Source organism: Variovorax sp. OAS795, from assembly GCF_040546685.1.
GTDB lineage: Bacteria > Pseudomonadota > Gammaproteobacteria > Burkholderiales > Burkholderiaceae_C > Variovorax.
Genome location: NZ_JBEPOH010000001.1, coordinates 846,226 through 870,925, shown reverse-complemented (window position 1 = coordinate 870,925; position 24,700 = coordinate 846,226). Strand labels below are relative to the sequence as shown.

The following is a 24,700-nucleotide window of genomic DNA, read 5'->3' as shown; positions in this document are numbered from 1 at the left end:
ATGCCCCATCCAGACTTCAAGCCGCTCTCGCTGATGTCCGCCAGCCCGGTCGCCGCCGCAGGGGATCCCTGGACGCCGCTGCCCTATGCCGACGTGCCGCGCTACGACGCGCGCAGCGTGCTGCCTCATTGGCCCCGGCTGCACGCCGGCCACCCGGTGACGCCGCCGGACGAGGGCCACCCGCTGGCCGAGGGCTGGGCGCGCTATCACAACGGCGAATTCGAGCGTGCGGCCACCATCGGGCTCCTGCACGGCGCGCAGGGCCTGGTGCTGGCCAACCAGGCCACCGCCATCTATGCCAACTACCTGGAGCCGCGCGAATCGATGCGGCTTTCGATGTTCCGCCAGGTCATCGAGCGTGCCGGGGCCCAGGCCGCCGCCGAGCCCGACAACTGCCATGCGCTGTACTGGCAGGCCTACGCGCTGGGCCGCTACAGCCAGGGCATCAGCGTGGCGCGCGCACTGGCGCAGGGCCTCGGCAGCAAGCTCAAGGGCGCGCTCGAACGCGTGATCGAACTGCAGCCCAACCATGCCGACGCGCACATCGCGCTGGCCGCCTTCCATGCCGAGGTGATCGACAAGGTGGGCGCGCTGGTCGGCCGCATGACCTACGGTGTGCGCGCCGAAACCTCGGTCGAGCTGTTCGAGCGCGGGCTCGAGCTGCACCCCCACGCGCCCGGCGCGCTGATGGAATACGGCCGCGCGCTGCTCATGCTGCACGGCGACGCGCGCATGGGCGAGGCCACGCGGCTGTATGAAAAAGCCGCCTCGATGCAGCCGGCGGACGCGAAGGAACGGCTCGACGTGGAACTGGCGCGCGCAGGGTTGTCGGACTGATTCGGGTGGCGTCACAACGCCCTGAAGGTCGCGTACAGGAGTGCGATGGCGGCGACGATGGAACTCACGGCGCCCACCATGTTGCCGGCGTACACCCACTTTCCGAGGCCGGAGCCGCTGGCGTCGAGCCCGCGCTGTCCGGTGATGGCGGCCAATGGCGTGGCAACGCAGAAACCGTAGGCCGAGACGATCAGCGCCACCGCGATGACCCACTGCACCAGCAGGGAGGTGGCCAGGGCGGGAAGCAGCGCTGCCACCGAGAGCATCAGCACGGCACCGATCGGCAGGCTCAGATGCGCCACGCGCCATGAATTGACGACATGGGCGGCATCGCCGCGCTTGATGGCCCGCGCGTACGGGGCGCCAAGCAGCAGGCCGAACAGCAGGACGATGGCGCCGTGAAAGGCGAGGTGGCGAGACGAAGGGTCCATGCGGATGCGATCGGAGGTGAAAAGCCGGCCATGGTACGTGCGCCCGCCCGACGTCCTGTCTTCAGGCCCGGCATAAGCCATAAGATCGACGGCTTTTCTTCCTCTTGCCGCCATGTCCGACCTCAATGCCCGATTCGAAACCGCCCAGGCCAACTCCAAGCTGCTGGCCGAGCGCCCCGACAACCCGACGCTTCTGAAGATCTATGGCCTCTTCAAGCAGGCGACCGAAGGCGACAACACCGCCAAGAAGCCGAGCTTCAGCGACATCGTCGCGCGCGCCAAGTGGGACGCCTGGACCGCGCAGAAGGGCCTCGGCGCCGACGAGGCCAAGCAGAAGTACATCGACCTGATCGAATCGCTGCGCGCCTGACCCCGCCCATCCGGTCTGTCAGCCGACGATGCCGCGCTCACGCAGCGCGGCGATCTGCCCGGCGTCGAGGCCGATCTCCTTCAACACGGCATCGGTGTCCGCCCCGAGCGCCGGCGCGTTGCGCCGGTGGCTGGCCGGCGTGAGCGACAGCTTGGGCACGAAGCCGGGCACCGCGAGCGCGCTGCCGTCGGCCATGCGCACCTGCTGCAGCATGCCGCGCGCCGCGTAGTGCGGGTCGGCGGCAATGTCGGCGACGGTGTAGATGCGGCCGGCCGGTACCTGGGCGGCGTCGAGGGCGGCGAGCACCTCGTCCACCGTAAGCCGGGCGGTCCAGTCGCCGATCGCCGCATCGAGCATCCCGACCTGCGCCACCCTGCCCGTGTTGCCGGCCAGCGCCGGGTCAGCGGCCAGGTCGGGCCGGCCGATGCATGCCATGAGCCGGCGAAAGATGCTGTCGCCATTGCCCGCCACGATGGCATAGCCGCCGTCGGCGCAGCGGTAGGCGTTGGTGGGCGCGATGCCGGGCAGCGCGCTGCCCGCGGCCTCGCGCACCGCGCCGAACGCGCTGTACTCGGGCAGCAGGCTTTCCATGCAGTTGAAGACGGCCTCGTAGAGCGCCACGTCCACGACTTGCCCCCTGCCCTTCGGACAGCCGGGCCCCACTGTTGCGTGGCGGTGCTGCATCGCCATCAGCACGCCGATCACGCCGTGCAGCGACGCCAGCGTGTCGCCGATGGACACGCCCACCCGCACCGGCACGCGGCCGGGCTCGCCCGTGAGGTGGCGCAGGCCGCCCATGGCCTCGGCCACCACGCCGAATCCCGGGCGGTCGCGGTAGGGCCCGGTCTGGCCATAGCCGCTGATGCGCAGCATCACGAGCGAGGGGTTGGCGGCCAGCAGTTCGTCGGGACCGAGGCCCCATCCCTCCATGGCGCCGGGGCGGAAGTTCTCGACCAGCACGTCGGCCTCGGCCGCCAGCTGCCGCACGATGGCCTGCGCATCGGGCTGGCGCAGGTCGAGCGCGAGCGAGCGCTTGTTGCGCGACTGCACCTGCCACCAGACCGAGGTGCCGTCCTTGAGCAGGCGCCAGGTGCGCAGCGGATCGCCCGCGCCGGGCGGCTCGATCTTGATCACCTCGGCGCCGAAGTCGGCCAGCGTGCGCGCCGCAAACGGCCCCGCGATCAGTTGCCCGAGCTCCACGACCTTGAGGCCTGCGAGCGGGCCCGCGGCAGGCGGCGCGGCGGGCAAGGAAGAGGTGTTCGTCATGGCGCGAGAGTGTGCCGCACGGCGGCCCCGCGCATCGCCCGGCGACGGCGCTCAGGCGAAGCGCGTGCCGCCCTTGGGCGACTGGAGCAGCGCATCGAGGTTGCGCGAGATCTTCTGCTCGATCTGCTCGCTGAAGCTGCTGAACAGGAAGCCCAGCGTGGCCTCGAGCTTGAAGCTGTGCGCCGTGACCTCGAAGGTGCCGTCGATGCCGGCGCGGCTGAACTGCGCGAGGTCGCGGTCCTTGCCTTCGGTGTAGGTGCATTCCAGGCCGTAGTCCTGCTCCACCTGCTGGATCCACTGGCGTGCGACCTCCCGGGCGCTGGCAATGCCCAGGGCGTGGTTTCGTTCGATGAGGATGTCAGGCACCGTGTTCTCCCTTGTGGCCTTGGCTGGAATTGGTCTGCTGGATGCCGGTGGCGGCCTGCAATGCGTGGCGCCGCTCGTCCGTCGTCGGCAAGGCGGCAATGCGGCGGACTTCCTTGTAGAAGCGCGGCCAGTTGCTGCTCTCGCGTTCGAACAGCGCCTCGAAGGCCGGGACCAGGTCGTCGTAGGCCCCCTGGGCGCCGAAGGCCGCATTGTTCGCGCGGGCCACCCAGCCGTCGTAGGCGCCCTGGCGCGGTCCCTGCCATTCTGCGCGAAGCCTGGCGTACCGCGCGCGGAAATCGTCCATGGCGGCTTTCTTCATGGCGTCCACGGCGGCCCACTCGCCCGCCTTGGCCTCGCCGGATTCGTAGGCCCGATTGAGCGCGCGCCGCGTGTCCAGCGCCAGCGCGCGAAACTGGCGGCGCTGTGCGTCGAAGCGCACGTACTCGTTGCGCGCAGCCTCGCTGGCCTCGTTCTGCAGCCACATCGCACCGCCGATGCGCTCCACCGCGGTGGCATACGACTCGTTGAAGACCGTGTCGCCCGGCACGTAGAGCACCTGGTGCGCGAGCTCGTGGAACACGATGCGCGCCAGCTCGCCCTCGGGGTAGCCGATGAAAGTGGACAGCAGCGGATCGCCGCCGGCCCAGTTCATCCAGCCCAGCGTGGAGTACGCGGGCACCGGGTACACGGCGGTTTCCATGCCCTTGCCGCGCTCTGCCTCGGCTTCGGACCGGGCCGCGGCCTCGTCGTAGTAGCCGCGGTAGCCCACGCAGCCCGCCACCGGGAAGCACCAGTTCTTGAGCGTGAGCGAATACGGCGGCGCAGCCACCACGTTCCACACCGCCGCGGGGCGATGCAGGTCGGCGTACGACTTGTAGCTGGGGTTGTCGGGCAGGGCCAGCTCGGTCACTGCGAAGCGGCGGATGCGCTGCGCGAGTTCGAGCTTGGCCTTGAGCGGTTCGGCCACCGCCGGGTCCGCCAGCCATTCGGGCACCGGCTTGGCGGCCCGCATGATGCCCAGGTGGCCGCTGGCCGATTGCCAGTAGTAGCCCAGGTCCGCGCAGCCGGCGAGCAACACCGCACCGGCCACGGCGAAAGCGGGGGCAGCCCTCACCCCAACCCTTTCCCGGCGGGAAGGGGGCGCAATGCGCTCCACTTCGACCAGGCAATCGTAGAAAGTGGGCCCGCGGCCGATGTCGGTCAGGCGCTGGCTCGTGAGCTGGTTGACGTTGGTGCCGTCCATGCCGAGCTTGCGCCACCAGATGCCCATGCCATGCACCACGCCGGGCCGCGCACGGCGCGACACCTCGGCGCGGCAGCGGTGCTCGCCGCGGCCGTTGAAGACGCGCACGGTGGCGCCGTTCTCGATGCCGCGCGCGGCCGCGTCGGCCTCGTGGATCTCGAGCAGCGGCTCGCCTTCGATCGCGCGCAGGCTGGTCACGTTCACGAAGGTCGAGTTGAGGAAGTTGCGCGCCGGCGGCGAGATCATGGCCAGCGGAAACTCGGCGGAACTGCCCGCCGCTTCGTAGTTGGGCACATGGTCGGGCAGCCCGTCCATGCCTTGGGCCTGCAGCCGTTCGCTGAAGAATTCGCAGCGGCCCGAGGGGGTGGGAAAGCGTCCCTCGGCAAAGGGGGCTTCCGGCAGCTTCAGGCTGGTGAAGCCCTGCGCCAGCAGCTGTTCGTAGTCGATGGCGCCGGCCGCGAAGGCGGTGCGGCACAGCGTCTCGTCGTCGTCCGAGAAGCAGGGCTCGTCGAAGCCCATGCGGTGCGCGAGTTCGCGAAACACCCAGGCATTGCTGCGGGCCTCGCCGCGCGGCGCCACCGCGGGGCGGTTCAGCAGCACATCGGTATGGCCGTAGCTGCAGTGGATGTCCCAATGCTCCAGCTGGGTGGTGGCGGGCAGCAGGTAGTCGGCGTAGTCGGCCGTGTCGGTGCGGAACTGCTCCAGCACCACGGTGAAGAGGTCTTCGCGCGCGAAGCCCGCCACCACCTTGCCGGATTCGGGCGCCACCGCGACCGGGTTGCTGTTGTAGACCACGATGGCCTTCACCGGCCGGGCCTCGTCCAGCAGCGCATCGCCGATGGTGCTCATGTTGACGGTGCGCGGCGTTCGGCCCGCGAGCAGGTCGGGCCGCTGCAGCGCGGCGCGGTCGGCCGGAAAGTGGCCCGAGCTGCTCAACAGGAGCCCGCCCGCGCGGTCGCGCCAGGCGCCCACCAGCGCGGGCAGGCAGGCAATGGCGCGCGCCGCGTTGCCGCCGCCGCGCACGCGCTGCATGCCGTAGTTCAGGCGGATCGCGGCCGGTTGGGCGGTGCCGTAGGCTTGGGCCAGCGCCACGATCTGCGCTTCGGGCACGCCGCACACGGCCGCGGCGCGCGCGGGAGGCCATTGCAGGGCGCGCTCGCGCAACTGCTCCCAGCCCAGCGTGTGGTCGGCGATGTAGCCGTGGTCGAGCCAGTCGTGCACGATCAGCTCGTGCATCAGCGCCAGCGCCAGCGCGGCGTCGGTGCCGGGCAGCAGGGCGATGTGCTCGTCGCACTTGTCGGCGGTTTCGGTCTTGCGGGGATCGATGCACACGAGCCGCGCACCGGCGCGCCGGGCGGCCTGCGCATGGCGCCAGAAGTGCAGGTTGCTGGCGATGGAGTTGCTGCCCCAGATCAGGATCAGCTTCGCCTCGGCGAAAAACTCGATCCGCATGCCGACCTTGGCGCCCAGCGTGTGGACCATGGCCTCGCCGCCCGCCATCGAGCAGATCGTGCGATCCAGCAACGAAGCGCCGAGCTTGTGAAAAAAACGACGGTCCATCGACTCGCCTTGGACCAAACCCATCGTGCCAGCGTAACTATAAGGCACAATTGTGTCAGGATTTATCTGCAAAGCGCGAAGTTGCGCGGCGATGTCGTCAAGCGCGGCCTCCCAGCTCACCGGCTCGAACTGGCCGCTGCCCTTGGGACCGGTCCGCTTCAGTGGCTGGACCAGCCGCTCGGCGTGATCGTTGCGCTCGATGTAGCGCGAGACCTTGGTGCAGAGAACGCCTGCCGTGTGCGAATGGGCCGGATTGCCCTGCAGCTTCACGGCCACGCCGTCCCGGACGGTGGTGACAAGGGCGCAGGTGTCGGGACAGTCGTGCGGACACGCGCCGAGGACGGTGGACATGGGGGTGGGGAGAACAGTTGTTGCAGGGACCGGGGCATCGACCATCCGGCAAGTCTAAAGTTTTCCAGGTTTGGCGCGCCAGCGCGCAAGAAGAGGTTTTCACCATGATGAATCGCAGACATTTTTCGGTTGCCGCAGGCGCAGCGGCCCTGGGCGGCTTCCAGTTGGCACGGGCGCAGGGCGAAGCACCGCTCGTGCTGGGCCAGTCGGCACCTTTCACGGGTCCGGCCGCGCAGCTGGGCATCCAGTTCCACCAGGGCGCCAAGCTGTTCCTGGACCAGTACAACGCGCAGTCCGGCCGGCGCGCCGTGGTGATCAAGAACCTGGACGACGGCTATGAGCCCGACCGCTGCGCCGCCAACACGCAGAAGCTGATCGAAGAGGACGTGTTCGCGCTCTTCGGCTACATCGGCACGCCCACCAGCCTCGCGGCGTTGCCGCTCGCGGTGAAGGACAAGGTGCCCTTCATTGCACCGTTCACCGGCGCGATGTCGCTGCGCGAACCGTTCCACAAGAACGTGTTCCACCTGCGCGCCTCGTACAACGACGAGACTGCGCTCATCGTGAAGCAGCTCACCCACCTGCACCTCAAGAAGATCGCGGTCTTCTACCAGAACGACGCCTACGGCAAGGCCGGGCTCGACGGCGTGACGCTGGCGCTCTCGCAACAGGACCTGAAGCCGTTGGCGCTGGCCACGGTGGAGCGCAATTCGGTCGACGTGGCGGCGGCGGTGAAGACCATCGTGGCGGCCAAGCCCGACGCGGTGGTCCAGGTGGGCGCCTACAAGGCGTGCGCGGCCTTCATTCGCCAGGCGCGCAAGGCAGGCTACGGCGGCACGTTCTTCAACGTGTCGTTCGTGGGCACCCAGGCACTGGCCGACGAGCTCGGCAAGGACGGCGCGGGCGTCATGGTGACGCAGGTGGTGCCCTCGCCCTACAACCCGGCCAACGCGATCACGCGCGAGTTCAGCGACGCGGTCAAAAAGGCCGGTGCCGCCTCGAGCGCCAATTTCTCGAGCCTGGAAGGCTACCTGGCCGCCAAGGTCCTGACCGAGGGCCTGCGCCGCGCGCCGGGCAAGCTCTCGCGCGACAGCCTGATCGCCGGCCTCGAAAGCATCGACCGGCAGCAGTTCGGCGGCTTCGAGGTGTCGTTCTCGCCCAAGAACCACGTGGCGTCGAAGTTCGTCGAACTGTCGATGATCACGGCCGACGGCCGGGTCCGGACCTGACCGGCCCGCGGCGCATCAGCCGCTGAGCCCGTCCACCGCCTGGAACATCGCCTGGCGGGCCTGGCTCACGACCTGGCCGCGCCAGGCATCGGTGTCGGTGTAGAAAGCTTCGCGCATGCGCGCGCGGATGCCGTCGGCCAGGTCGGCCGGCGCCTCGGGGTGCTTGTGCAGCCAGTGGTCGGCGCGCAGCGCGTTCATCACATCCAGCATGGGCAGCGTGCCGTACTCGAGCGCAATGCCGGTGTACTCGGCCTGCGGGCACTCCTGGTACACCGCCTCGCACATCAGGCCGCCCAACCGGGCCGAGGTGGAGGAACCGTCGTACATCGACGTGACCGGCGCCGCGGGCGTGCCCCACCAGTCGTTGGCACGCGCCCAGGCCGCCTTGTCGTCCCTGCCGGCGAAGATGCGCTCCCCGATGCCGTTCGGGCCGAGCCCCGTGTGAAGGTCGATCCAGCCCAGCCGGCGCGCGCCGCCGGCGTGGCGGCGCAGCACGTTGCGAAGCGTCTTGTTGCTCCAGGTCTCGGCCTTGCCGCCAAAGAAGATGCCGTCGGCGAACTGGTATTGCCCGCCGCTCACGGCGGCCTGGAACGCCGCGGCGCCATGCTTGCCGATCCACTTGTCCAGCGCGGCCTGGTTCTCGGGCGTGGGCGGCCAGGTGTCGGGCAGGAGCAGCGGGTGCAACTTGGCGTAGGCCTCGTTGACCGGCGGCGGCTTCGAGAAATCGAGGAAATTGCGGTTCAGGTCGACGTTCTCGTGCGTGACGCGCCGGCCGTATGAAAAGCCGTGCGGGTTGAGCGCGTGCACGTACAGCACCGCGACACCCTGCGCCCTGGCCTTCTCGCGCCATTCGGCATCGTGCAGCGCAAACACCTGCACGCCGCTGCCGCAATGGCCTTCCACGCCGTGGCAGGCGCTGGTGACGATCAGCAGGCGCTCGGCGTTGGCGGCGCCGTCGAGCGCCACGTCCATCGAGAGCTCCTCGCCGCCCTGCCCCTTGCCCGGATGCGCATGCGGCTCGACCGTGAGGCCCGCGCCCACGCAGCCCTGCAGGAACTTCTGGCGCGCCTGCGCGTAGCGGGGCGAAAACGCCTCGCCGATTCCGATCAAGGCGCGCCTCCCCCGGGCTTCAGGAATTCCTCGGCCAGCTGCACCCAGCAGGTGGCGCCCAGGGGAATCAGGTCGTCGTTGAAGTCGTAGCTCGCGTTGTGCAGCGTGCACGGCCCTTCGCCGTGGTGCACGTCGCGGTGCGAGCCGTCGCCGTTGCCGATGAAGGCGTAGGCGCCGGGCTTGGCCTGCAGCATGAAGGCGAAGTCTTCCGAGGTCATGGCGGCTTCCTGCCGCAGCACGTTCTCCGGCCCGACGATGCCGCCCATCACGCGCCGCGCGAAGTTGGCTTCCGCCTCGGTGTTGATGGTCGGCGGGTAGTAGCGCTCGAAGCGGAAGTCGCAGGTCGCGTCATGCGCGGCGCAGATGTGCTCGGCGATCTTCTTCATGCGCGATTCGATCAGGTCGAGCACTTCGATGGAGAAGGTGCGCACCGTGCCCGTCAGCTCGCAGTTGTCGGGGATCACGTTGTTGGCCTCCCCCGCGTGGATGGTGGTGACCGAGATCACGGCCGAGTCGGTCGGCTTCATCTTGCGCGTGACGATGGTCTGGAACGCCTGCACGATCTCGCAGGCGATCGGCACCGGGTCGATGCCGGTCTGCGGCAGCGCGGCATGGCCGCCCTTGCCGATGATGTTGATGTTGAACTTGTTGCCCGAGGCCATCACCGGACCCGGGCTCACGGCGAACTGGCCGGCCTTCATGCCGGGCCAGTTGTGCATGCCGAACACGGCGTCCATGGGGAACTGCTCGAACAGCCCTTCCTTGATCATCTCGCGCGCGCCGCCACCGCCTTCTTCGGCCGGCTGGAAGATCAGGTACACGGTGCCGTCGAAATTGCGGTGCTTCGCCAGGTGCTGCGCAGCGGCCAGCAGCATGGCGGTGTGGCCGTCGTGGCCGCAGGCGTGCATCTTGCCCTGGTGCTTGCTGGCATGGGCGAAGGTGTTGAGCTCGGTGACCGGCAGCGCGTCCATGTCGGCGCGCAGGCCGACCGCGCGGCTGCTGGTTCCGTTCTTGACGATGCCCACCACGCCGGTGGTGCCCAGGCCGCGGTGGATGGGAATGCCCCACTCGGTGAGCTTGCCTGCCACCACGTCGGCGGTGCGGACTTCCTGGAAGCAGAGTTCGGGATGGGCATGGAGGTCACGCCGGACGGCGGCGATGCCGGCCGCCTGCGTGACGAGCGAATCGATGAGTTTCATGGGGCACAGTCTAGGCTTTGCAGAATCCTCCGCAAAGACCGTGCCGGGCAAACCCTCAGGCTGCGTTCGGGAACCCGGTCAGCGGCCGATGCGCTTCAGGTAGTCCGTCCGCGCGGCCAGCGCCGTGTCGGTGAAGTCGGTGAACACGCCGTCCACGCCCAGCTGGTAATACATCGCGTACTCGTTCCTGCCCTGGCCGCCGTAGTCGGCCGCGAGGCGGCGCGACTCGTTGCGGAAGGTGAACGGGTGCACGAAGAGCCCCGCCTTGTGCGCATCGGCCACAAGGGTGGTGGGCGCGGTCGAGGTCGCGTCGGCGTCGTTGATCTTGCCGTCCTTGTTGACGTCCACCGGCTTGCCGTCAGCGCCGATCGTGCCCTTGATGCTCACGATGTAGCGTTTCCACGGGCCGATGCCGTCGGCGTAGGTCTTGATCTCGGCAAGGCCGCGCGGGCGTGACCATGGCGTCGAAGTTGCGCTTGTCGCCGGCCCTGGTCCAGTCGTAGGGGCGGTCGCTCGGCACGGCGAAGGTCACGGCGCCGGTCTTCAGGTCGACGCTGTCGCCGTCGATCAGCTGGATGAGCCGGGTATTGAGGCCCTTGCTCTTCATGTACTTGAGGCTGCCGGGCTCGAAGGACTGCACGTAGATGGGCGCGGTCTTGCTGTTCCAGCCCGCGGCGGTGACGGCCGCGATCACCTTGTCTTCCATCGGCAGGCCGAGCTCGCGGAAGTAGGTCGGGTTCTTGGTCTCGGGATAGATCGCGATGGTGCGGCCGGTCTCCTTCGACCTGGCCTTGGCGAAATCGATGATCTCCTGGAAGGTCACGACCTTGAACCTGCCGTTGAATTCCTGCGGACGCTCGGCATCGGTCGAGATGCCGCCGAGCGTCTTGATCTCGGCCAGCGTGAAATCGTTGCTGAACCAGCCGGTCTGGGTCTCGCCGTCCACCTGGATGGTCTTCTTGCGCGAAGCAAAAGCGGGGTGCCTGGCCACGTCGGTGCTGATGGCCAGGTTGGGGTCGTGGCGGGCGATGAGCACGCCGTCCTTGGTGGAGACCAGGTCCATCTCGATCACGTCGGCGCCCAGTTCGACGGCGCGCGCATAGGCTTCGAGCGTCTGCTCGGGCAGGTAGCCCGAAGCGCCGCGATGCGCGATGACCAGCGGCGGCCGGCCGTCCAGTGTCAGCAGCTTCCCGGGCAATCCGGGGCCGGTGCTGCCGCAGGCCGCAAGGCAGAGGACGGCGGTGGCGGCAAGGGCGTAATGTGAGGTGCGCATCGTCTTTTTCTCCATCCAAAAGAGGCGCAGGGTACCCGCTTCGCATGACAGCCAGGGCGCCCGTTCGGCGCGGGGCGCCGACTTCTTGGACAATCTGTTGCATGCCCCACACGCTTTCCCCCCGAAGCCTCGAACTCGCCCAGGCCCTGGTGCGCATGAACACCGTCAGCGCCAACAGCAACCTCCAGCTCATCGACCTTGCGCAAAGCCACCTGGCGGCGCTGGGCGTGAAGAGCCGCATCACCTACAACGCCGAACGCACCAAGGCCAACCTGTTTGCCACGCTCGGCGAAGGCAAGCCGGCCGGCGTCATCATCTCGGGCCACACCGACACGGTGCCCTGGGACGGGCAGGCATGGAGCGTCGATCCGCTGTCCGCCACGGTGAAGGACGGTCGCCTGTACGGCCGCGGCTCGGCCGACATGAAGAGCTTCATCGCGATCGCGCTGTCCAATGCGGGCCGCTTTCTCGAAAGCGACTCGCCGTTCGCGGTGCATTTCGCGTTCAGCTACGAGGAAGAGATCGGCTGCTTCGGCGTGAAGGAACTCATTGCCGACATGCGCGACGCCGGCATCCGGCCCGTGGCCTGCATCGTGGGCGAGCCCACCAGCATGGTGCCGGCCATTGCGCACAAGGGCGTGTACCGCTACCGCTGCTGCGTGCGCGGCAAGGAGGCGCATTCGTCGCTCACGCCGCATTCGGTCAACGCCATCGAGATGGCCGCGCGCGTGGTCGGCAAGGTGCGCGACATGGCCGAGGGCTTCGAGCGCAGCGAGCCGCGCTACGAGGGCTTCGACGTGCCCTTCAGCACCGCGAGCGTGGGCCAGTTCCACGGCGGCATTGCCGATAACGTGGTGCCGCGCGACGCCGAGTTCCGCTACGAGTTCCGCGACCTGCCGACCGCCGATGCCCGCAAGATGCAGGACGAAGTCGTCGCCTATGCCGGCAGCCTCGAGGCGTCGATGAAGAAGGTGGCGCCCGATGCGGGCTTCCGCTTCGAGACCATCTGCGAGATTCCGAGCTTCCTGGGCGCGGCGGGCGATGCGGTCACGCAGCTGGCGCAGCGGCTGTCGGGCGAGGAGCGCACCACGCAGGTGGCCTTCGGCACCGAAGCGGGCCTTTTCAAGAACGCCGGCATCTCCACCGTGGTGTGTGGGCCGGGCAGCATCAACCAGGCGCACCAGCCCGACGAGTTCGTGAGCCTCGAGCAGCTGGCGCGCTGCGAGCTGTTCATGGAGCGCCTTGCCTCCACCCCCAAGATCGGCTGATGCCGGCGCCGACGGGCTCGCCTTGGACCGCATGAAGCGCGTGGCGCTGGGCCTGCTGTGCGGCGCCGCGCTGCTGTATGCGCTGGCCAGCACGCTGCATGGGCAGCATCCGGCCTGGGGCTACGTGGCCGCGTTCGCGGAAGCCGCGATGGTCGGGGCCATTGCCGACTGGTTTGCGGTGGTGGCGCTGTTCCGCCATCCGCTGGGCCTGCCGATTCCGCACACCGCGATCATCCCGAGCAACAAGGACCGCATCGGTGCCAAGCTGGCCGGCTTCATCTGCAACAACTTCCTGAGCACCGCGCAGGTGCTGGCCAAGCTGCGGCAGTTCGATGCGGCCGGACGGCTGGCCGACTGGCTCGCGCGCCCGGCCAGCGGCGAGAAGCTCGGCGAATGGGGCGTGGCCGCGGCGCGCTACGGGCTCTCGGCATTCGACGACGAGCGCGTGCGCGCCTTCATGGGGCGCGCTGCCGCCCGCGGCCTCGAGAAGATCGATCTCGCGCGGCTGATGGGGCAGGCGCTGGACGCCCTCACCGCGGGCGGGCGCCACCAGGCGCTGCTCGACGACGTGTTGCAGCAGGTGGCGGGGCTGCTCGACGGCGAGGAGGTGCAGGCGCACATCACCGAGGCGATTGCGCGCGAGATCAAGACGCTGCGCTACGTGGGGCTGGACCAGGTCGCGGCCAAGCTCGCGACGCGCAAGATCGTGGCGGCCGTGGCACGCACCATTGCCGAACTGGCGGCCGAGCCCGCGCACCCCATGCGCAGGCGCTTCGATCATTTCGTCGACGACTTCGTGGTGCGGCTCAAGCTCGATCCCGAGTTCCAGCAGCGCGGCGAACAGATCCGCGGCGAGCTCATGGCGCACCCTGCCCTGGGCGACTACCTGCACGGCATCTGGGGCGAGCTGCTGGCCTGGCTGCATGACGACCTGGGCCGCGGCGACTCGACGATCCGCCGCCGCATCGCCTCGATGGCCGGCGCCCTGGGCCAGCGCCTGCAGGCCGACGAGGCGATCCGCCACTGGATCAACGAGCAGATCGAAGCCGCCGCGCCGCTGGCCATCGAGCGCTACCGCGAAGACATCCGCCGCTACATCGAGGAGCGCGTCGGCGAATGGAACGCCAGCGAGATGACCGACGAGCTGGAACGCCACATCGGTCGCGACCTCCAGTTCATCCGGATCAATGGCACGCTGGTGGGCGGCCTCGTGGGGCTCGCGATCCACACGGTGACGCAGCTGCTGCGCGGCTGAGCCGCCCGCGCCCCGCGGGTAATCCTGGGCGCACGAAAGTGCGCATGTCGCGAGCGGGATTGCGCCAGCTCCCCCTGCTGCTTCTAGACTGGCGGACGCAACCACGAGAAGGAGAGAAGACATGCCCCGTCGCCCGTTCTTTCACGCCGCCGCACTCGCCGCCATGCTGGCCCTGCTGGGCGCTTGCGCCAGCCTCGCACCGCCGCCCGCGCGGCCCCCCGTCCGGCCCGCCGCCTGGTCCGAACCCGAGGTGCTGGTGCCGCCGTCATCGTTCTCGGGCGTCCACGGCCTGGCCATCGACGCGAAGGGCCGGCTGCTCGCGGGCTCGGTGCTGGGCAATACGCTGTGGGAGGTCGACCGCACCACGGGCGCGGCCAAGGTCCTGGTCGATGCGCCCGAGGGCCAGGCCGACGACATCGCGGTCGGCCCCAAGGGCGAGCTGGCGTGGACCAACTACCTGATGGGCATGCTGCGCTACCGCGAGGGCGAGGGCGCGCCGATGCGCGTGCTCGCGAAGGACCTGCCCGGCCTGAACTCGCTCGACTTCGACCGCCGCAATAACAAGCTCTACGCCTCGCAGGTGTTCCTGGGCGATGCGCTGTGGGAGATCGACCGCGCGGGCCAGAAACTGCCCCGGCTCATCAAGAAGGACATGGGCGGCTTCAACGGTTTCGAGGTCGGGCCCGACGGCATGCTCTACGGGCCGCTGTGGTTCAAGGGGCAGGTGGTGAAGATCGACCCGGCCAACGGCAACATGACCGTCATCGCCGACGGCTTCAAGATTCCCGCCGCCGCCAACCTCGACGGCAAGGGCAACCTCTGGGTGGTCGATGCGCGCAGCGGCGAGCTGGTGCGGGTCGACCTGGCCACCGGCCGCAAGACCGTGGCCAGGCAGCTGCGCCCATCGCTGGACAACCTCGCCATTGCGCCGGACGGGACGATCTACGTCTCGAACATGGCGAACAACGAGATCCAGGCCTTCGACCCCGCGACCGGCACGCTGCGCACGCTCACCAGCGGCAAGCTGGCGGCCCCGGCCGGGCTCAAGATCGACGGCCAGACCCTCTGGGTGGCCGACGTGTTCGGCTTCCGCCAGGTGAATGTGCGCACGGGGGAAGTGCGCGATGTGTTCCGCATGCAGCGCGATCCCGATCTCGACTATCCGTTCGCGGTCGGTGTCTCGGGCACGCTGTTCGCGCTGACCTCGTGGTTCACCGGCACGGTGCAGCTGGTGGACCGCCAGACGCTGCGGACCGTCGAGACCATTCACGGATTGAAGGCGCCGTTCGACGCCATTCCCATGCCCGACGGCAGCGTGATCTACGCCGAGATCGCGACCGGCAGCATCACCCGCGCGCGGGGGGCTCATTTTGCAGAGAAGCAAGTGCTCGCCAGCGGCCTGGGCGGGCCGGTGCAGATGATCGTCGGACAGGACGGCGCGCTCTACGTCACCGAGGCGGCCGGCAAGCTGACCCGCATTCCGCTCGATGCGAGCGCCCCGCTGCGCGCCGTTGCAGAGGGCCTGGCCTTGCCCGAAGGCGTGGCGCAGACGCCGTGGGGCAGCTTCATCGTGGCCGAGAGCGCGGCGCGCCGTCTGGTGGAGATCGCTCCCGATGGGTCACGCCGCACGGTGGCCGAAAACCTGCCGATCGGCCTGGCCCCCGGCCCGGGCCTGCCGCCGCCCTACGTGGTCACGGGGGTCGCGGTGGGCAGCGATGGAACCATCTACATGTCGGCCGACCGGAACAACGCGATCTACAAAATCAGCCCAAAAAACTGAACGATGGCAAGGCATGAACCAGTGATTTACCTTTAAAAACAATTATTACAAGCTGCGCGAGGGCGTCCGTTACACCTTCGGCCAGCCAGGCCATCGGCGGCGCGTCTCAAGGAGAACAAGACAATGAATCCCCTCGTCGTAGGCCAGCTGCTGTCGCCCGAGTATTCGCTCGGGCTGGTGGCGCTCTCGTTTCTCATCTCGTTCGCAGGTTCCCTGGTGGCGCTGATCTGTGCGGGGCGCATGGTCGGCGGGGACGGCAAACCGAACCTCGCGGTGGTGGCATGCGCTGCCGTGGCGCTCGGGGGCATCGGCATCTGGTCGATGCATTTCATCGGCATGCTGGCCTACCGCCTGCCGGTGGGAATTTCGTACAACGTGCCGCTCACCGTGGTGTCTCTGGTGGCAGCCATCCTGATCTCGGGCATTGCGCTGTACCTGGCCGGCGGCCGCCGCAGGTTCAGCAAGCCCGGCTGGCTGGCCGGCAGCCTGCTGGCGGGCGTGGGCGTCTGCGTGATGCACTACATGGGCATGTTCGCGATGAACATGCGCGCCTCGATGACCTTCGACCCGGCGATCGTCGCGCTGTCGGTGGGCATCGCGATCACCGCGGCCGGCGCGGCGCTGTGGCTGGCCTTCAACCTGCGCCGGCTGAGCCACCAGATCGCCGCCGCCGCGGTGATGGGCGTCGCGGTCTGCACCATGCACTACGTGGGCATGACCGCCGCCAGCATGATCTGCACCGCCGCCGCCCCCACGGACGCGCTCGCCATCGGCGGCAGCTACATGGGCCTCTCGGTGTTCGGCACGGCCGGCGCGGTGCTGATCTTCATCTACTGGGTGATCACGGGCAGCAGCCTGGACGCCCCTGTCGCGCAACGGCGCGCGCGCACCAGCTAATTGGCGCAAGCCGGGCGCCCGCCGGCGCCCTAGAGTCGTGCAGAGCGAAAGCGTTCTGCACTGACTCTTCCATGCCCGTCATCGAATCCCGGCTGCACGCGGCCAGCGAAACCTTCCAGGCCCACCGCGCCGGCATGCTGGCGCTGCTCGGGCAGGTGCGCTCGCACGAAGCCCGCTCGGCCGCGGCATCGAATGCCTCGGCCGAGCGCTTCGCCCGCCGCGGCCAGCTGCTGCCGCGAGAGCGGCTCGCGCTGCTGCTCGACACCGGTGCGCCCTTTCTGCCGCTGGCCTCGCTCGCGGGCCTGGGCCACGACAACGAAGACCTGGGCAAGAGCGTGCCGGGCGGCGGCGTGATTTCAGGCATCGGCCGGGTCTCGGGCGTGCGCTGCATGGTCAGCGCATCCGACTCGGGCATCGATGCGGGCGCGCTGCAGCCCATGGGGCTGGACAAGCAGCTGCGCGTGCAGGAGATCGCGCTCGAGAACAGGCTGCCCTATGTCCAGCTGGTGGAAAGCGCGGGCGCCAATCTCATGCAATACCGCGTGCAGGATTTCGTGCGCGGCGGTGGCATCTTCCGCAACCTGGCGCGGCTTTCCGCCGCGGGGCTGCCGGTGGTGACGGTGACGCACGGATCCTCGACCGCGGGCGGCGCCTACCAGACCGGGCTTTCCGACTACATCGTGATGGTGCGCGACCGCACCCGCGCGTTCCTCGCGGGCCCGCCGCTGCTCAAGGCGGCCACGGGCGAGATCGCGACCGAGGAAGAGCTGGGCGGTGCGGTGATGCACACGCACATTTCGGGGCTTGGAGACTACCTGGCGGAAGACGACCGCGACGCCATCCGCATCGCGCGATCGATCCTCGGCGGCATCGACTGGGCCCGGGACGAGGCGCCCCGCACGTTCGCTCCACCGCTGTACGACGCCGAGGAGCTGCTCGGCATCATGCCCACCGACGGCCGGCGCCCGGTCGACATGCGGGAGGTGATCGCGCGCATCGCGGACGGCTCGGCGTTTCTCGAATTCAGCGCGCACTACGGCAGCGCCACGGTGTGCGGGCACATGCGGCTCGAAGGCCACGCGGTCGGCATCGTCACCAACAACGGGCCGATCGATTCCGACGGCGCGACCAAGGCGACGCACTTCATCCAGGCCTGCTGCCAGTCGCGCACGCCCATCGTCTACCTGCAGAACATCACCGGCTACATGGTGGGCCGCGCGCATGAAGAGGCCGGCATCATCAAGCACGGCGCCAAGATGATCCAGGCCGTGACCAGCGCCACCGTGCCGCAGATCACGCTGCATTGCGGCGCCTCCTATGGTGCGGGCAACTACGGCATGTGCGGGCGCGGCTTTGCGCCGCGCTTCTGCTTCTCGTGGCCCAACGCGCGCACCGCCGTCATGGGCGGCGAGCAGGCGGCGCAGACCATGGCCACCGTGATGGAGGCGGGCATGTCCCGCAAGGGCGCGGTCGACCACGCGAAGATCGATGCCATGCAGCGCCAGCTCATCGAGCGTTTCGAACGCCAGACGAGTGTGTTCACCACCAGCGCGCTGCTGCTCGACGATGGCGTGATCGATCCGCGCGACACGCGCGCCGTGCTGGCCGAAGTGCTGTCTGTCTGCCGCGACGCCGATGCGCGCACGCCGCAGTCCATGCAGTTTTCGGTGGCGCGGCCATGAGCTTCGACAAGATCCTCGTGGCCAACCGCGGCGAAATCGCCGTGCGCGTGATGCGCACCGCGCGCGCCATGGGCTACCGCACCGTGGCCGTGTATTCGAGCGCCGACGCACAAGCCGAGCATGTGCGCCAGGCCGACCAGGCCGTGTGGATCGGCGAACCGCTGCCCGCGCAAAGCTACCTGAACATCGCCGCCATCATCGAGGCCGCACGCACCAGCGGCGCCGACGCGGTGCATCCGGGCTACGGCTTCCTGGCCGAGAACGCGGCGTTTGCACAGGCCTGCCTCGGTGCGGGGCTGGTCTTCATCGGCCCCTCCCCCGACGCCATCCGGGCCATGGGCGACAAGGCCGGCGCCAAGCGCCTCATGCAGGCGGCCGGCGTGCCATGCATTCCGGGCTATGAGGGCGAGGACCAGCGCGCGGCCACGCTCGCCGCAGAGGCGGAACGCATTGGCTGGCCCGTGATGATCAAGGCCACCGCGGGCGGCGGCGGGCGCGGCATGCGGCTCGCGCATTCGGCCGCGGCCTTTGCCGAACTGCTGCAAAGCGCGCAGTCCGAGGCACTGCATGCCTTCGGCGACGCGACCGTGATCCTGGAGCGCGCCATCGCCGGGCCTCGGCACATCGAGATCCAGGTGTTCGCCGACCGGCATGGCCATGCGATTCACCTCGGCGAGCGCGACTGCTCGGTGCAGCGGCGGCACCAGAAGGTGATCGAGGAATCGCCCTCGCCCGCCGTGGGCGCTGCCTTGCGCGAACGCATGGGTGCCACGGCCGTGGCCGCGGCGAAGGCCATCGGCTACGAGGGCGCGGGCACGCTCGAATTCCTGCTCGATGCCGAAGGCCAGTACTGGTTCATGGAAATGAACACGCGGCTGCAAGTGGAGCATCCGGTCACTGAGGCCGTGACCGGTCTCGACCTGGTGGAGCTGCAGCTGCGCATTGCGGCCGGCGAGCCGCTGCCGCTCGAACAGCAGGACGTGCGCATGGACGGCCACGCGATCGAGGTCCGGCTCTGCGCCGAAGACCCGCAACAGGGCTTCATGCCGCAAAGCGGCAGGCTCGCCGCGTGGCGGCCTTCGCCCGGCTTGCGCACCGAGCATGCGCTTTGCGACGGCGCCGACGTGCCGCCCTTCTACGATTCGATGATCGCCAAGCTCGTGGCGCACGGGCGCACGCGCGGCGAAGCGAGGCAGCGCCTCATCGCAGGGCTGCGCGACACGGTGGCACTGGGTGTCGCAACCAACCAGCAGCTCTTGCAGCGCGCCCTCTCGCACCCCGTGTTTGCCGAAGGACACGCGACCACCGCCTTCATCGCCGAGCACGCCGGCGCATTGCTCGCACCCGATGCCGCCACGCAGGAGCGCGCCGTGTGGCTGGCCGCACTGCTGCTCCAGACCGGCGAGCGCGGATGGCCCTCGCCGCTGGCGCACACGCTGCCCAACGCCTTGCGCTTTGCGCTCGACGGCACGGTGCACGCGGCGCGGGTGACGCCGCAAGGCGCGGGCCGCTTCGATGTTGCGGCCGATGGATCGGCGGCAGTCCGGATCGAACTGCTCTCGCTGCCCCCCGATGGCCACCTGCGCTTTTCCTGCGGCGGCGTCTCGGAGCGAGCGATGGTCGTGCGCGCATCCGAAGGTCGCGCATGGTTCCATTTTCGCGGGCAGGCGTTCGAACTGCAGGATCTCACGCATGTCGCAGTCCCCCGTGCCGATGCCGCGGGCGGCGACGGCTTGCTGCGCGCGTCGATGAACGGCCGCGTCATCGCGCTGCTGGTGGCGGTGGGCGATGCCGTGGCCGCCGGCCAGCCGCTCGTGACGCTCGAGGCGATGAAGATGGAGCACGTGCACTGCGCGCCGCGTGCCGGGCGTGTGGCCGCACTGCACGTCGCGGTTGGCGCGCAGGTGGCGGCGCGGCATGTGATGGCAGAGATTGCGGACGCATGACGGTGCACACTGCGCGCTGCCAGTCTTCTCGAAAGCCCCTCGAATGAACGCATCTTCCCGCTATCGCTCCGTGTTCTCGCCCGGCCTCTTCGCCGGTCAGGTCGTCGTCGTTACCGGCGGCGGCTCGGGCATCGGCCGCTGCACGGCGCACGAGCTCGCATCGCTGGGCGCCCAGGTGGTGCTGGTCGGGCGCCAAGCCGACAAGCTGCAGCAGGTGCAGGCCGAGATCGCCGACGCAGGCGGCAAGGCGGGCATCCAGGCCTTCGACATCCGGCAGGAAGAAGCGGTGCGTGCGGCGGTGGCGGAGATCGTCACCACGCACGGCCGCATCGATGGCCTCGTCAACAACGCGGGCGGCCAGTACATCACGCCGCTCGCGGCCATCACCGCCAAGGGCTGGGAGGCGGTGATCCACACCAACCTCACGGGCGGCTTCCTGGTCGCGCGCGAGTGCTTCGTGCAAAGCATGCAGGCGCACGGCGGTGCCATCGTGAACATCGTGGCCGACATGTGGGGCTCCATGCCCCACATGGGCCACAGCGGCGCCGCGCGCGCAGGCATGGTCAGCTTCACCGAAACGGCCGCGCTCGAATGGGCCCCGAGCGGCGTGCGCGTCAACGCCGTGGCACCGGGCTACATCGCGTCGAGCGGCATGGACCACTACCCGCCCGAAGCCGGCGACATGCTGCGCGCGATGCGCAACACCGTGCCCGCCGGGCGCTTCGGCAACGAGGCCGAGACCTCCGCCGCCATCGCCTTCCTGCTGAGCCCCGCGGCCAGCTTCATCAGCGGCACCGTGCTGCGCGTGGACGGCGCGCGCCCGCAGGTGCGCATGGGCTGGCCGATGGCGCTGCCCGATGCGAAGGTACGGCGGCGTGCGGCGGTGCGGCCGTTCGAGGGCTTTCACCTGGCGAAGACGCCGCGCGTGTTCCAGGACGACAGCGATTCACCGAACGACTGATTGGAGACCACCGCATGCAGTACACCCACGAACACCTCGAGATCCAGAAGACGCTGCGCCGCTTCATCGACGACGAGATCAATCCGCATGTGGACGAATGGGAAGAGGCCGAGATCTTTCCCGCGCACGAGGTCTTCGCCAAGCTCGGCAAGCTGGGCATGCTGGGCCTCAACAAGCCCGAGGAGTTCGGCGGCGCGGGGCTGGACTATTCGTATGCGATGGCCATGGCCGAGGCGCTGGGCCATGTGAGCTGCGGCGGCGTGCCGATGGCGATCGGCGTGCAGACCGACATGTGCACGCCCGCGCTCGCGCGTTTCGGCAGCGACGAACTTCGGCGGGAGTTCCTGGCACCGGCCATCGCGGGCGAGACGGTCGGCTGCATCGGCGTGAGCGAGCCGGGCGCGGGCAGCGATGTGGCGGGCCTCAAGAGCCACGCGCGCAAGGATGGCGGCGACTACCTCATCAGCGGCCAGAAGATGTGGATCACCAACAGCCTGCAGGCCGACTGGATGTGCATGCTGGTCAACACCAGCGAGGGTCCGGTGCATCGCAACAAGTCGCTCGTGATGGTGCCGATGGACAGCCCGGGCATCGAGAAGGCGAAGAAGATCCGCAAGATCGGCATGCATTCGAGCGACACCGGGCTCATCCATTTCGACAACGTGCGCGTGCCGCAGCGCTACCGCATCGGCGAGGAGGGCCAGGGCTTCGTCTACCAGATGCAGCAGTTCCAGGAAGAACGGCTGTGGGCCGCGGCGAGTTCGCTCGAACCGATGGAAGACTGCATCGCGCAGACCATCGAGTGGGCGCAGCAGCGCCACATGTTCGGCGCCACGCTGGCCGACCAGCAGTGGGTGCAGTTCAAGCTGGCCGAGCTCAAGACCGAGGTGGAAGCGCTGCGCGCGCTCGCCTACCGCGCCTGCGAGCTGCATGTGGAGGGCAAGGACGTGCTCGAGCTCGCATCGATGGCCAAGCTCAAGACCGGCCGGCTCACGCGCCAGGTGGCCGACACCTGCCTGCAGTTCTGGGGCGGCATGGGCTTCACGCTCGAGAACCGCGTCTCGCGCCTGTACCGCGACGGCCGGCTGGGCTCCATCGGCGGCGGCGCGGACGAGGTGATGCTCGGCATCCTCGCGAAGACCATGGGCATCGCCAAGCGCGCGCCGCGCGGCTGAACGCGATGGATCCCGAGCTGCAAGCCGACCGCGCGGCGCTGGCCGACACGGTGCGGCGCTTTGCCGGGAACGAGATCGCGCCGAACGTCCAGGCCTGGGACGACGCGGGCGAATTTCCGCGTGCGCTCTATGCGCGTGCCGCGGCGCTGGGGCTGCTGGGCCTTGGCTACCCCGAGGCGCTGGGCGGCACGCCGGCTTCGTATGCGCTCAAGCTCCCCGCGTGGATTGCGCTCGCGCGCCATGGCCAGAGCGGCGGCGTGCTCGCGAGCCTGTTCTCGCACAACATCGGCCTGCCGCCAGTGGTGCTGCATGCAGGCGATGCGGTGCGCGCCGAGGTCGTGCCGCCGGTGCTGCGCGGCGAGAAGATCGCGGCGCTCGCGATCACCGAACCCGGCGGCGGCTCCGACGTGGCGGCGCTGCGCACCACGGCGCGGCGCGACGGCGACCACTATGTGGTGAACGGCGAGAAGACCTTCATCACCTCGGGCATGCGCGCCGACTGGATCACGGTGGCAGTGCGCACCGGCGAAGGAAGCGGCGCAGGCGGGATCTCGATGCTGCTCGTGCCAGGCGATTCACCCGGGCTCACGCGAACCCGCCTCATGAAGATGGGCTGGCTGTGCTCCGACACCGCGCAGCTGCACTTCGACAATGTGCGCGTGCCCGCGCGCTACCTGCTGGGCGAAGAAGGCGCGGGCTTCCGCATGGTGATGGGCAACTTCAACGGCGAGCGCATCGGCCTGGCCGCCGGCGCGCTCGGCTTCGCACAGGCCTGCCTCGACGAGGCGCTGGCCTGGTCGCGCGAACGCAAGACCTTCGGCGCGGCGCTCATCGAGCACCAGGCGGTGCGCCACAAGCTGGTCGACATGCAGATGCGCATCGCCTCCACGCAAGCGTGGCTCGAAGCCGTGTCGGCCCAAGGCGATGCGAACGAGGCGGCGGGCCGCGTCAATGCGCCCGAGTGGGTTGCCGAGGTCTGCATGCTCAAGAACCACGCGACGCAGGCGATGCAGTTCTGCGCCGACCAGTCGGTGCAGATCCTCGGCGGCATGGGCTTCATGCGCGGCACGGTGAGCGAGCGCATCTACCGCGAAGTGAAGGTGATGATGATCGGCGGCGGGGCCGAGGACATCATGAAGGAGCTGGCCGCGCGCCAGCTCGGCTGGCTCTAGCGCGCGGGCTCAATCGTTCGGCTCGCCTTCGTCCTTGCCTTGCGCGGCGGCAGCGAGCGCGTTCGCGGCCCGCAGCTTGTCCTTCTTGCTCGGCCGCTTGCCCTTGATGCCGCCATTGCCGGAGGCATCGACCATTGGCACTGCCGTCTCCGTCGGCTCGAAGCCTTCGATGCGCTCGCGCGGAAGACTCAGGCCCTGGCGCTTCTCGATCAGGCGGAAGTGCGCCTCGGTCGCCGCGCTCACGAAGCTGATGGCCAGCCCGCTCTCACCTGCGCGGCCCGTGCGCCCGATGCGGTGGATGTAGTCGGTGGGCGAGCGCGGCAGGTCGTAGTTGATCACCACGGGCAACTGCGCAATGTCGATGCCGCGCGCCGCGAGGTCGGTGGCGATCACCACGTCCCAGCGGCTCTCCTTGAACTGCGCCAGGATGCCGGTGCGCGTGCCCTGCGCGATGTCGCCGTGGAAGGGAACGGCATACACGCCGTTCTTGTAGAGCTTCTCGGCCACGGTCTGGGCCGCATGCTGCGTGGCGACGAAGACCAGCACGCGGTCCCATGCGTTTTCCTTCAGCAGGTGGCGCAGCAGCTGGGTGCGCCGGTTGGCATCGACCTCGATCACGCGCTGCACGATGGCGGGCTCGGTGCCGGGCTCGCCCTGCACGTCGATCACCGCGGGGTCCTGCAGCGTGCCATCGGCCAGTGCCTGGATGGCGGGCGGGAAAGTGGCGGAGAACAACAGGTTCTGGCGCCGCGCCGGCAGCAGCGCGAGGATGCGGCCCAGCTCCTCCGCAAAGCCGAGGTCGAACAGGCGGTCGGCCTCGTCGAGCACGAGCATGGCGACCCCGTCGAGCTTGAGCGCGTTGTGGTCCACCAGGTCGAGCAGGCGGCCTGGCGTGGCCACCACGATGTCGGCGCCGCCGCGCAGGCCCATCATCTGCGGGTTGATCGACACGCCGCCGAAGGCAATGGCGATCTTGAGCCGTTCGGGCAGGTGCTGCGCGAGGCTGCGCATCGTTTCGCCCACCTGCGCCGCCAGTTCGCGCGTGGGCACGAGCACCAGCGCGCGCACGCGCCGTGGCGAGTGCGGCGCTTCGGCCGCCAGCCGCTGCAGCAGCGGGAGGGAAAATGCGGCCGTCTTGCCGGAGCCAGTCTGCGCCGAGCCCCGGACGTCGCGGCCTTGCAGAATGGCGGGGATGGCCGCGGCCTGGATGGCGGTCGGCGCGGCATAGCCGCTGTCGGCGGCAGCCTGCACGAGCGCGGGGGCCAAGCCCAGTGAGTCGAATGGCATGTGGAGAGACGGTGAGAGATGGAACCGGAAGCAGTGAAGAAG

The 24,700-nt window shown here is 69.1% G+C and carries 18 protein-coding genes and 3 pseudogenes; 12 read left to right on the top strand and 9 right to left on the bottom strand.

The annotated features are described in order from the left end of the window. Positions 1–837: a tetratricopeptide repeat protein gene (locus ABID97_RS04230; RefSeq protein WP_354397302.1), complete on the top strand. Its 837-nt coding sequence runs from the start codon at positions 1–3 to the stop codon at positions 835–837. A gap of 11 nt (positions 838–848) precedes the next feature. Here the strand turns inward: ABID97_RS04230 and ABID97_RS04225 are convergent, their stop codons facing one another. Next, positions 849–1,268 (bottom strand): styrene oxide isomerase, encoded by a 420-nt coding sequence (locus tag ABID97_RS04225; protein WP_354397301.1) that lies wholly within the window; start codon positions 1,266–1,268, stop codon positions 849–851. Positions 1,269–1,380: 112 nt separating this feature from the next. On the opposite strand from ABID97_RS04225, the gene ABID97_RS04220 reads away from it, so the two are divergent. Further along, positions 1,381–1,638: an acyl-CoA-binding protein gene (locus ABID97_RS04220; RefSeq protein ID WP_354397300.1), complete on the top strand. Its 258-nt coding sequence runs from the start codon at positions 1,381–1,383 to the stop codon at positions 1,636–1,638. 18 nt (positions 1,639–1,656) lie between these two features. Here the strand turns inward: ABID97_RS04220 and ABID97_RS04215 are convergent, their stop codons facing one another. The 4 genes and pseudogenes from ABID97_RS04215 to ABID97_RS04200 form a co-directional block, all read right to left on the bottom strand. After that, complete coding sequence (locus tag ABID97_RS04215) at positions 1,657–2,904, bottom strand: CaiB/BaiF CoA transferase family protein (protein ID WP_354397299.1); 1,248 nt, start codon at positions 2,902–2,904, stop codon at positions 1,657–1,659. Positions 2,905–2,955: 51 nt separating this feature from the next. Further along, complete coding sequence (locus ABID97_RS04210; protein ID WP_354397298.1) at positions 2,956–3,270, bottom strand: polyhydroxyalkanoic acid system family protein; 315 nt, start codon at positions 3,268–3,270, stop codon at positions 2,956–2,958. Further along, positions 3,263–4,309: pseudogene (locus ABID97_RS04205) on the bottom strand (aminopeptidase); the annotation flags it as partial. The gene ABID97_RS04210 and the pseudogene ABID97_RS04205, both read right to left, overlap by 8 nt. Positions 4,310–4,414: 105 nt before the next feature. Continuing rightward, a pseudogene (locus ABID97_RS04200) lies at positions 4,415–6,469 on the bottom strand (molybdopterin-containing oxidoreductase family protein); the annotation flags it as partial. Between the two features lie 59 nt (positions 6,470–6,528). Between ABID97_RS04200 and ABID97_RS04195 the strand changes: the two are divergent. Then, a complete protein-coding gene (locus tag ABID97_RS04195; RefSeq protein WP_354397297.1) occupies positions 6,529–7,653 on the top strand; it encodes an ABC transporter substrate-binding protein in 1,125 nt (374 codons plus the stop codon). A gap of 15 nt (positions 7,654–7,668) precedes the next feature. On the opposite strand, the gene ABID97_RS04190 is transcribed toward ABID97_RS04195, so the two are convergent. From ABID97_RS04190 to ABID97_RS04180, 3 genes and pseudogenes are all read right to left on the bottom strand, one after another. Then, the gene (locus ABID97_RS04190; protein ID WP_354397296.1) at positions 7,669–8,763 is read right to left on the bottom strand and encodes a M14 family metallopeptidase; all 1,095 of its coding nucleotides are present in this window, start codon (positions 8,761–8,763) and stop codon (positions 7,669–7,671) included. After that, entirely contained in the window at positions 8,760–9,962 is a 1,203-nt protein-coding gene (locus ABID97_RS04185) for a M20 aminoacylase family protein (RefSeq protein WP_354397295.1), read from the bottom strand. Before ABID97_RS04185 ends, ABID97_RS04190 begins: the two co-directional genes overlap by 4 nt. A 78-nt stretch (positions 9,963–10,040) precedes the next feature. Continuing rightward, a pseudogene (locus tag ABID97_RS04180) lies at positions 10,041–11,235 on the bottom strand (glycerophosphodiester phosphodiesterase). 101 nt (positions 11,236–11,336) lie between these two features. Between ABID97_RS04180 and argE the strand changes: the two are divergent. From argE to ABID97_RS04135, 9 genes are all read left to right on the top strand, one after another. Further along, entirely contained in the window at positions 11,337–12,503 is a 1,167-nt protein-coding gene (gene argE, locus ABID97_RS04175; RefSeq protein WP_354397294.1) for an acetylornithine deacetylase, read from the top strand. A gap of 31 nt (positions 12,504–12,534) precedes the next feature. Then, positions 12,535–13,758, top strand: a complete 1,224-nt coding sequence (locus tag ABID97_RS04170; protein WP_354401666.1) for a DUF445 domain-containing protein — start codon at positions 12,535–12,537, stop codon at positions 13,756–13,758. A 121-nt stretch (positions 13,759–13,879) separates the two neighbouring features. After that, on the top strand, positions 13,880–15,538 hold the full coding sequence (locus tag ABID97_RS04165) for a hypothetical protein (RefSeq protein WP_354397293.1): 1,659 nt from the start codon (positions 13,880–13,882) through the stop codon (positions 15,536–15,538). Between the two features lie 123 nt (positions 15,539–15,661). After that, complete coding sequence (locus ABID97_RS04160; RefSeq protein WP_354397292.1) at positions 15,662–16,435, top strand: MHYT domain-containing protein; 774 nt, start codon at positions 15,662–15,664, stop codon at positions 16,433–16,435. 71 nt (positions 16,436–16,506) lie between these two features. After that, entirely contained in the window at positions 16,507–18,117 is a 1,611-nt protein-coding gene (locus ABID97_RS04155; RefSeq protein ID WP_354397291.1) for an acyl-CoA carboxylase subunit beta, read from the top strand. Further along, positions 18,114–20,063 (top strand): acetyl-CoA carboxylase biotin carboxylase subunit, encoded by a 1,950-nt coding sequence (locus ABID97_RS04150; protein ID WP_354397290.1) that lies wholly within the window; start codon positions 18,114–18,116, stop codon positions 20,061–20,063. The genes ABID97_RS04155 and ABID97_RS04150 overlap by 4 nt, the downstream gene beginning before the upstream one ends. Before the next feature lie 43 nt (positions 20,064–20,106). Then, positions 20,107–21,024 (top strand): SDR family oxidoreductase, encoded by a 918-nt coding sequence (locus tag ABID97_RS04145; protein WP_354397289.1) that lies wholly within the window; start codon positions 20,107–20,109, stop codon positions 21,022–21,024. Positions 21,025–21,038: 14 nt separating this feature from the next. Beyond that, the gene (locus ABID97_RS04140; protein WP_354397288.1) at positions 21,039–22,199 is read left to right on the top strand and encodes an acyl-CoA dehydrogenase family protein; all 1,161 of its coding nucleotides are present in this window, start codon (positions 21,039–21,041) and stop codon (positions 22,197–22,199) included. A 5-nt stretch (positions 22,200–22,204) separates the two neighbouring features. After that, entirely contained in the window at positions 22,205–23,371 is a 1,167-nt protein-coding gene (locus tag ABID97_RS04135) for an acyl-CoA dehydrogenase family protein (protein ID WP_354397287.1), read from the top strand. A 9-nt stretch (positions 23,372–23,380) separates the two neighbouring features. Here the strand turns inward: ABID97_RS04135 and ABID97_RS04130 are convergent, their stop codons facing one another. Further along, positions 23,381–24,658 (bottom strand): DEAD/DEAH box helicase, encoded by a 1,278-nt coding sequence (locus ABID97_RS04130; RefSeq protein ID WP_354397286.1) that lies wholly within the window; start codon positions 24,656–24,658, stop codon positions 23,381–23,383. Positions 24,659–24,700 lie beyond the last annotated feature (42 nt).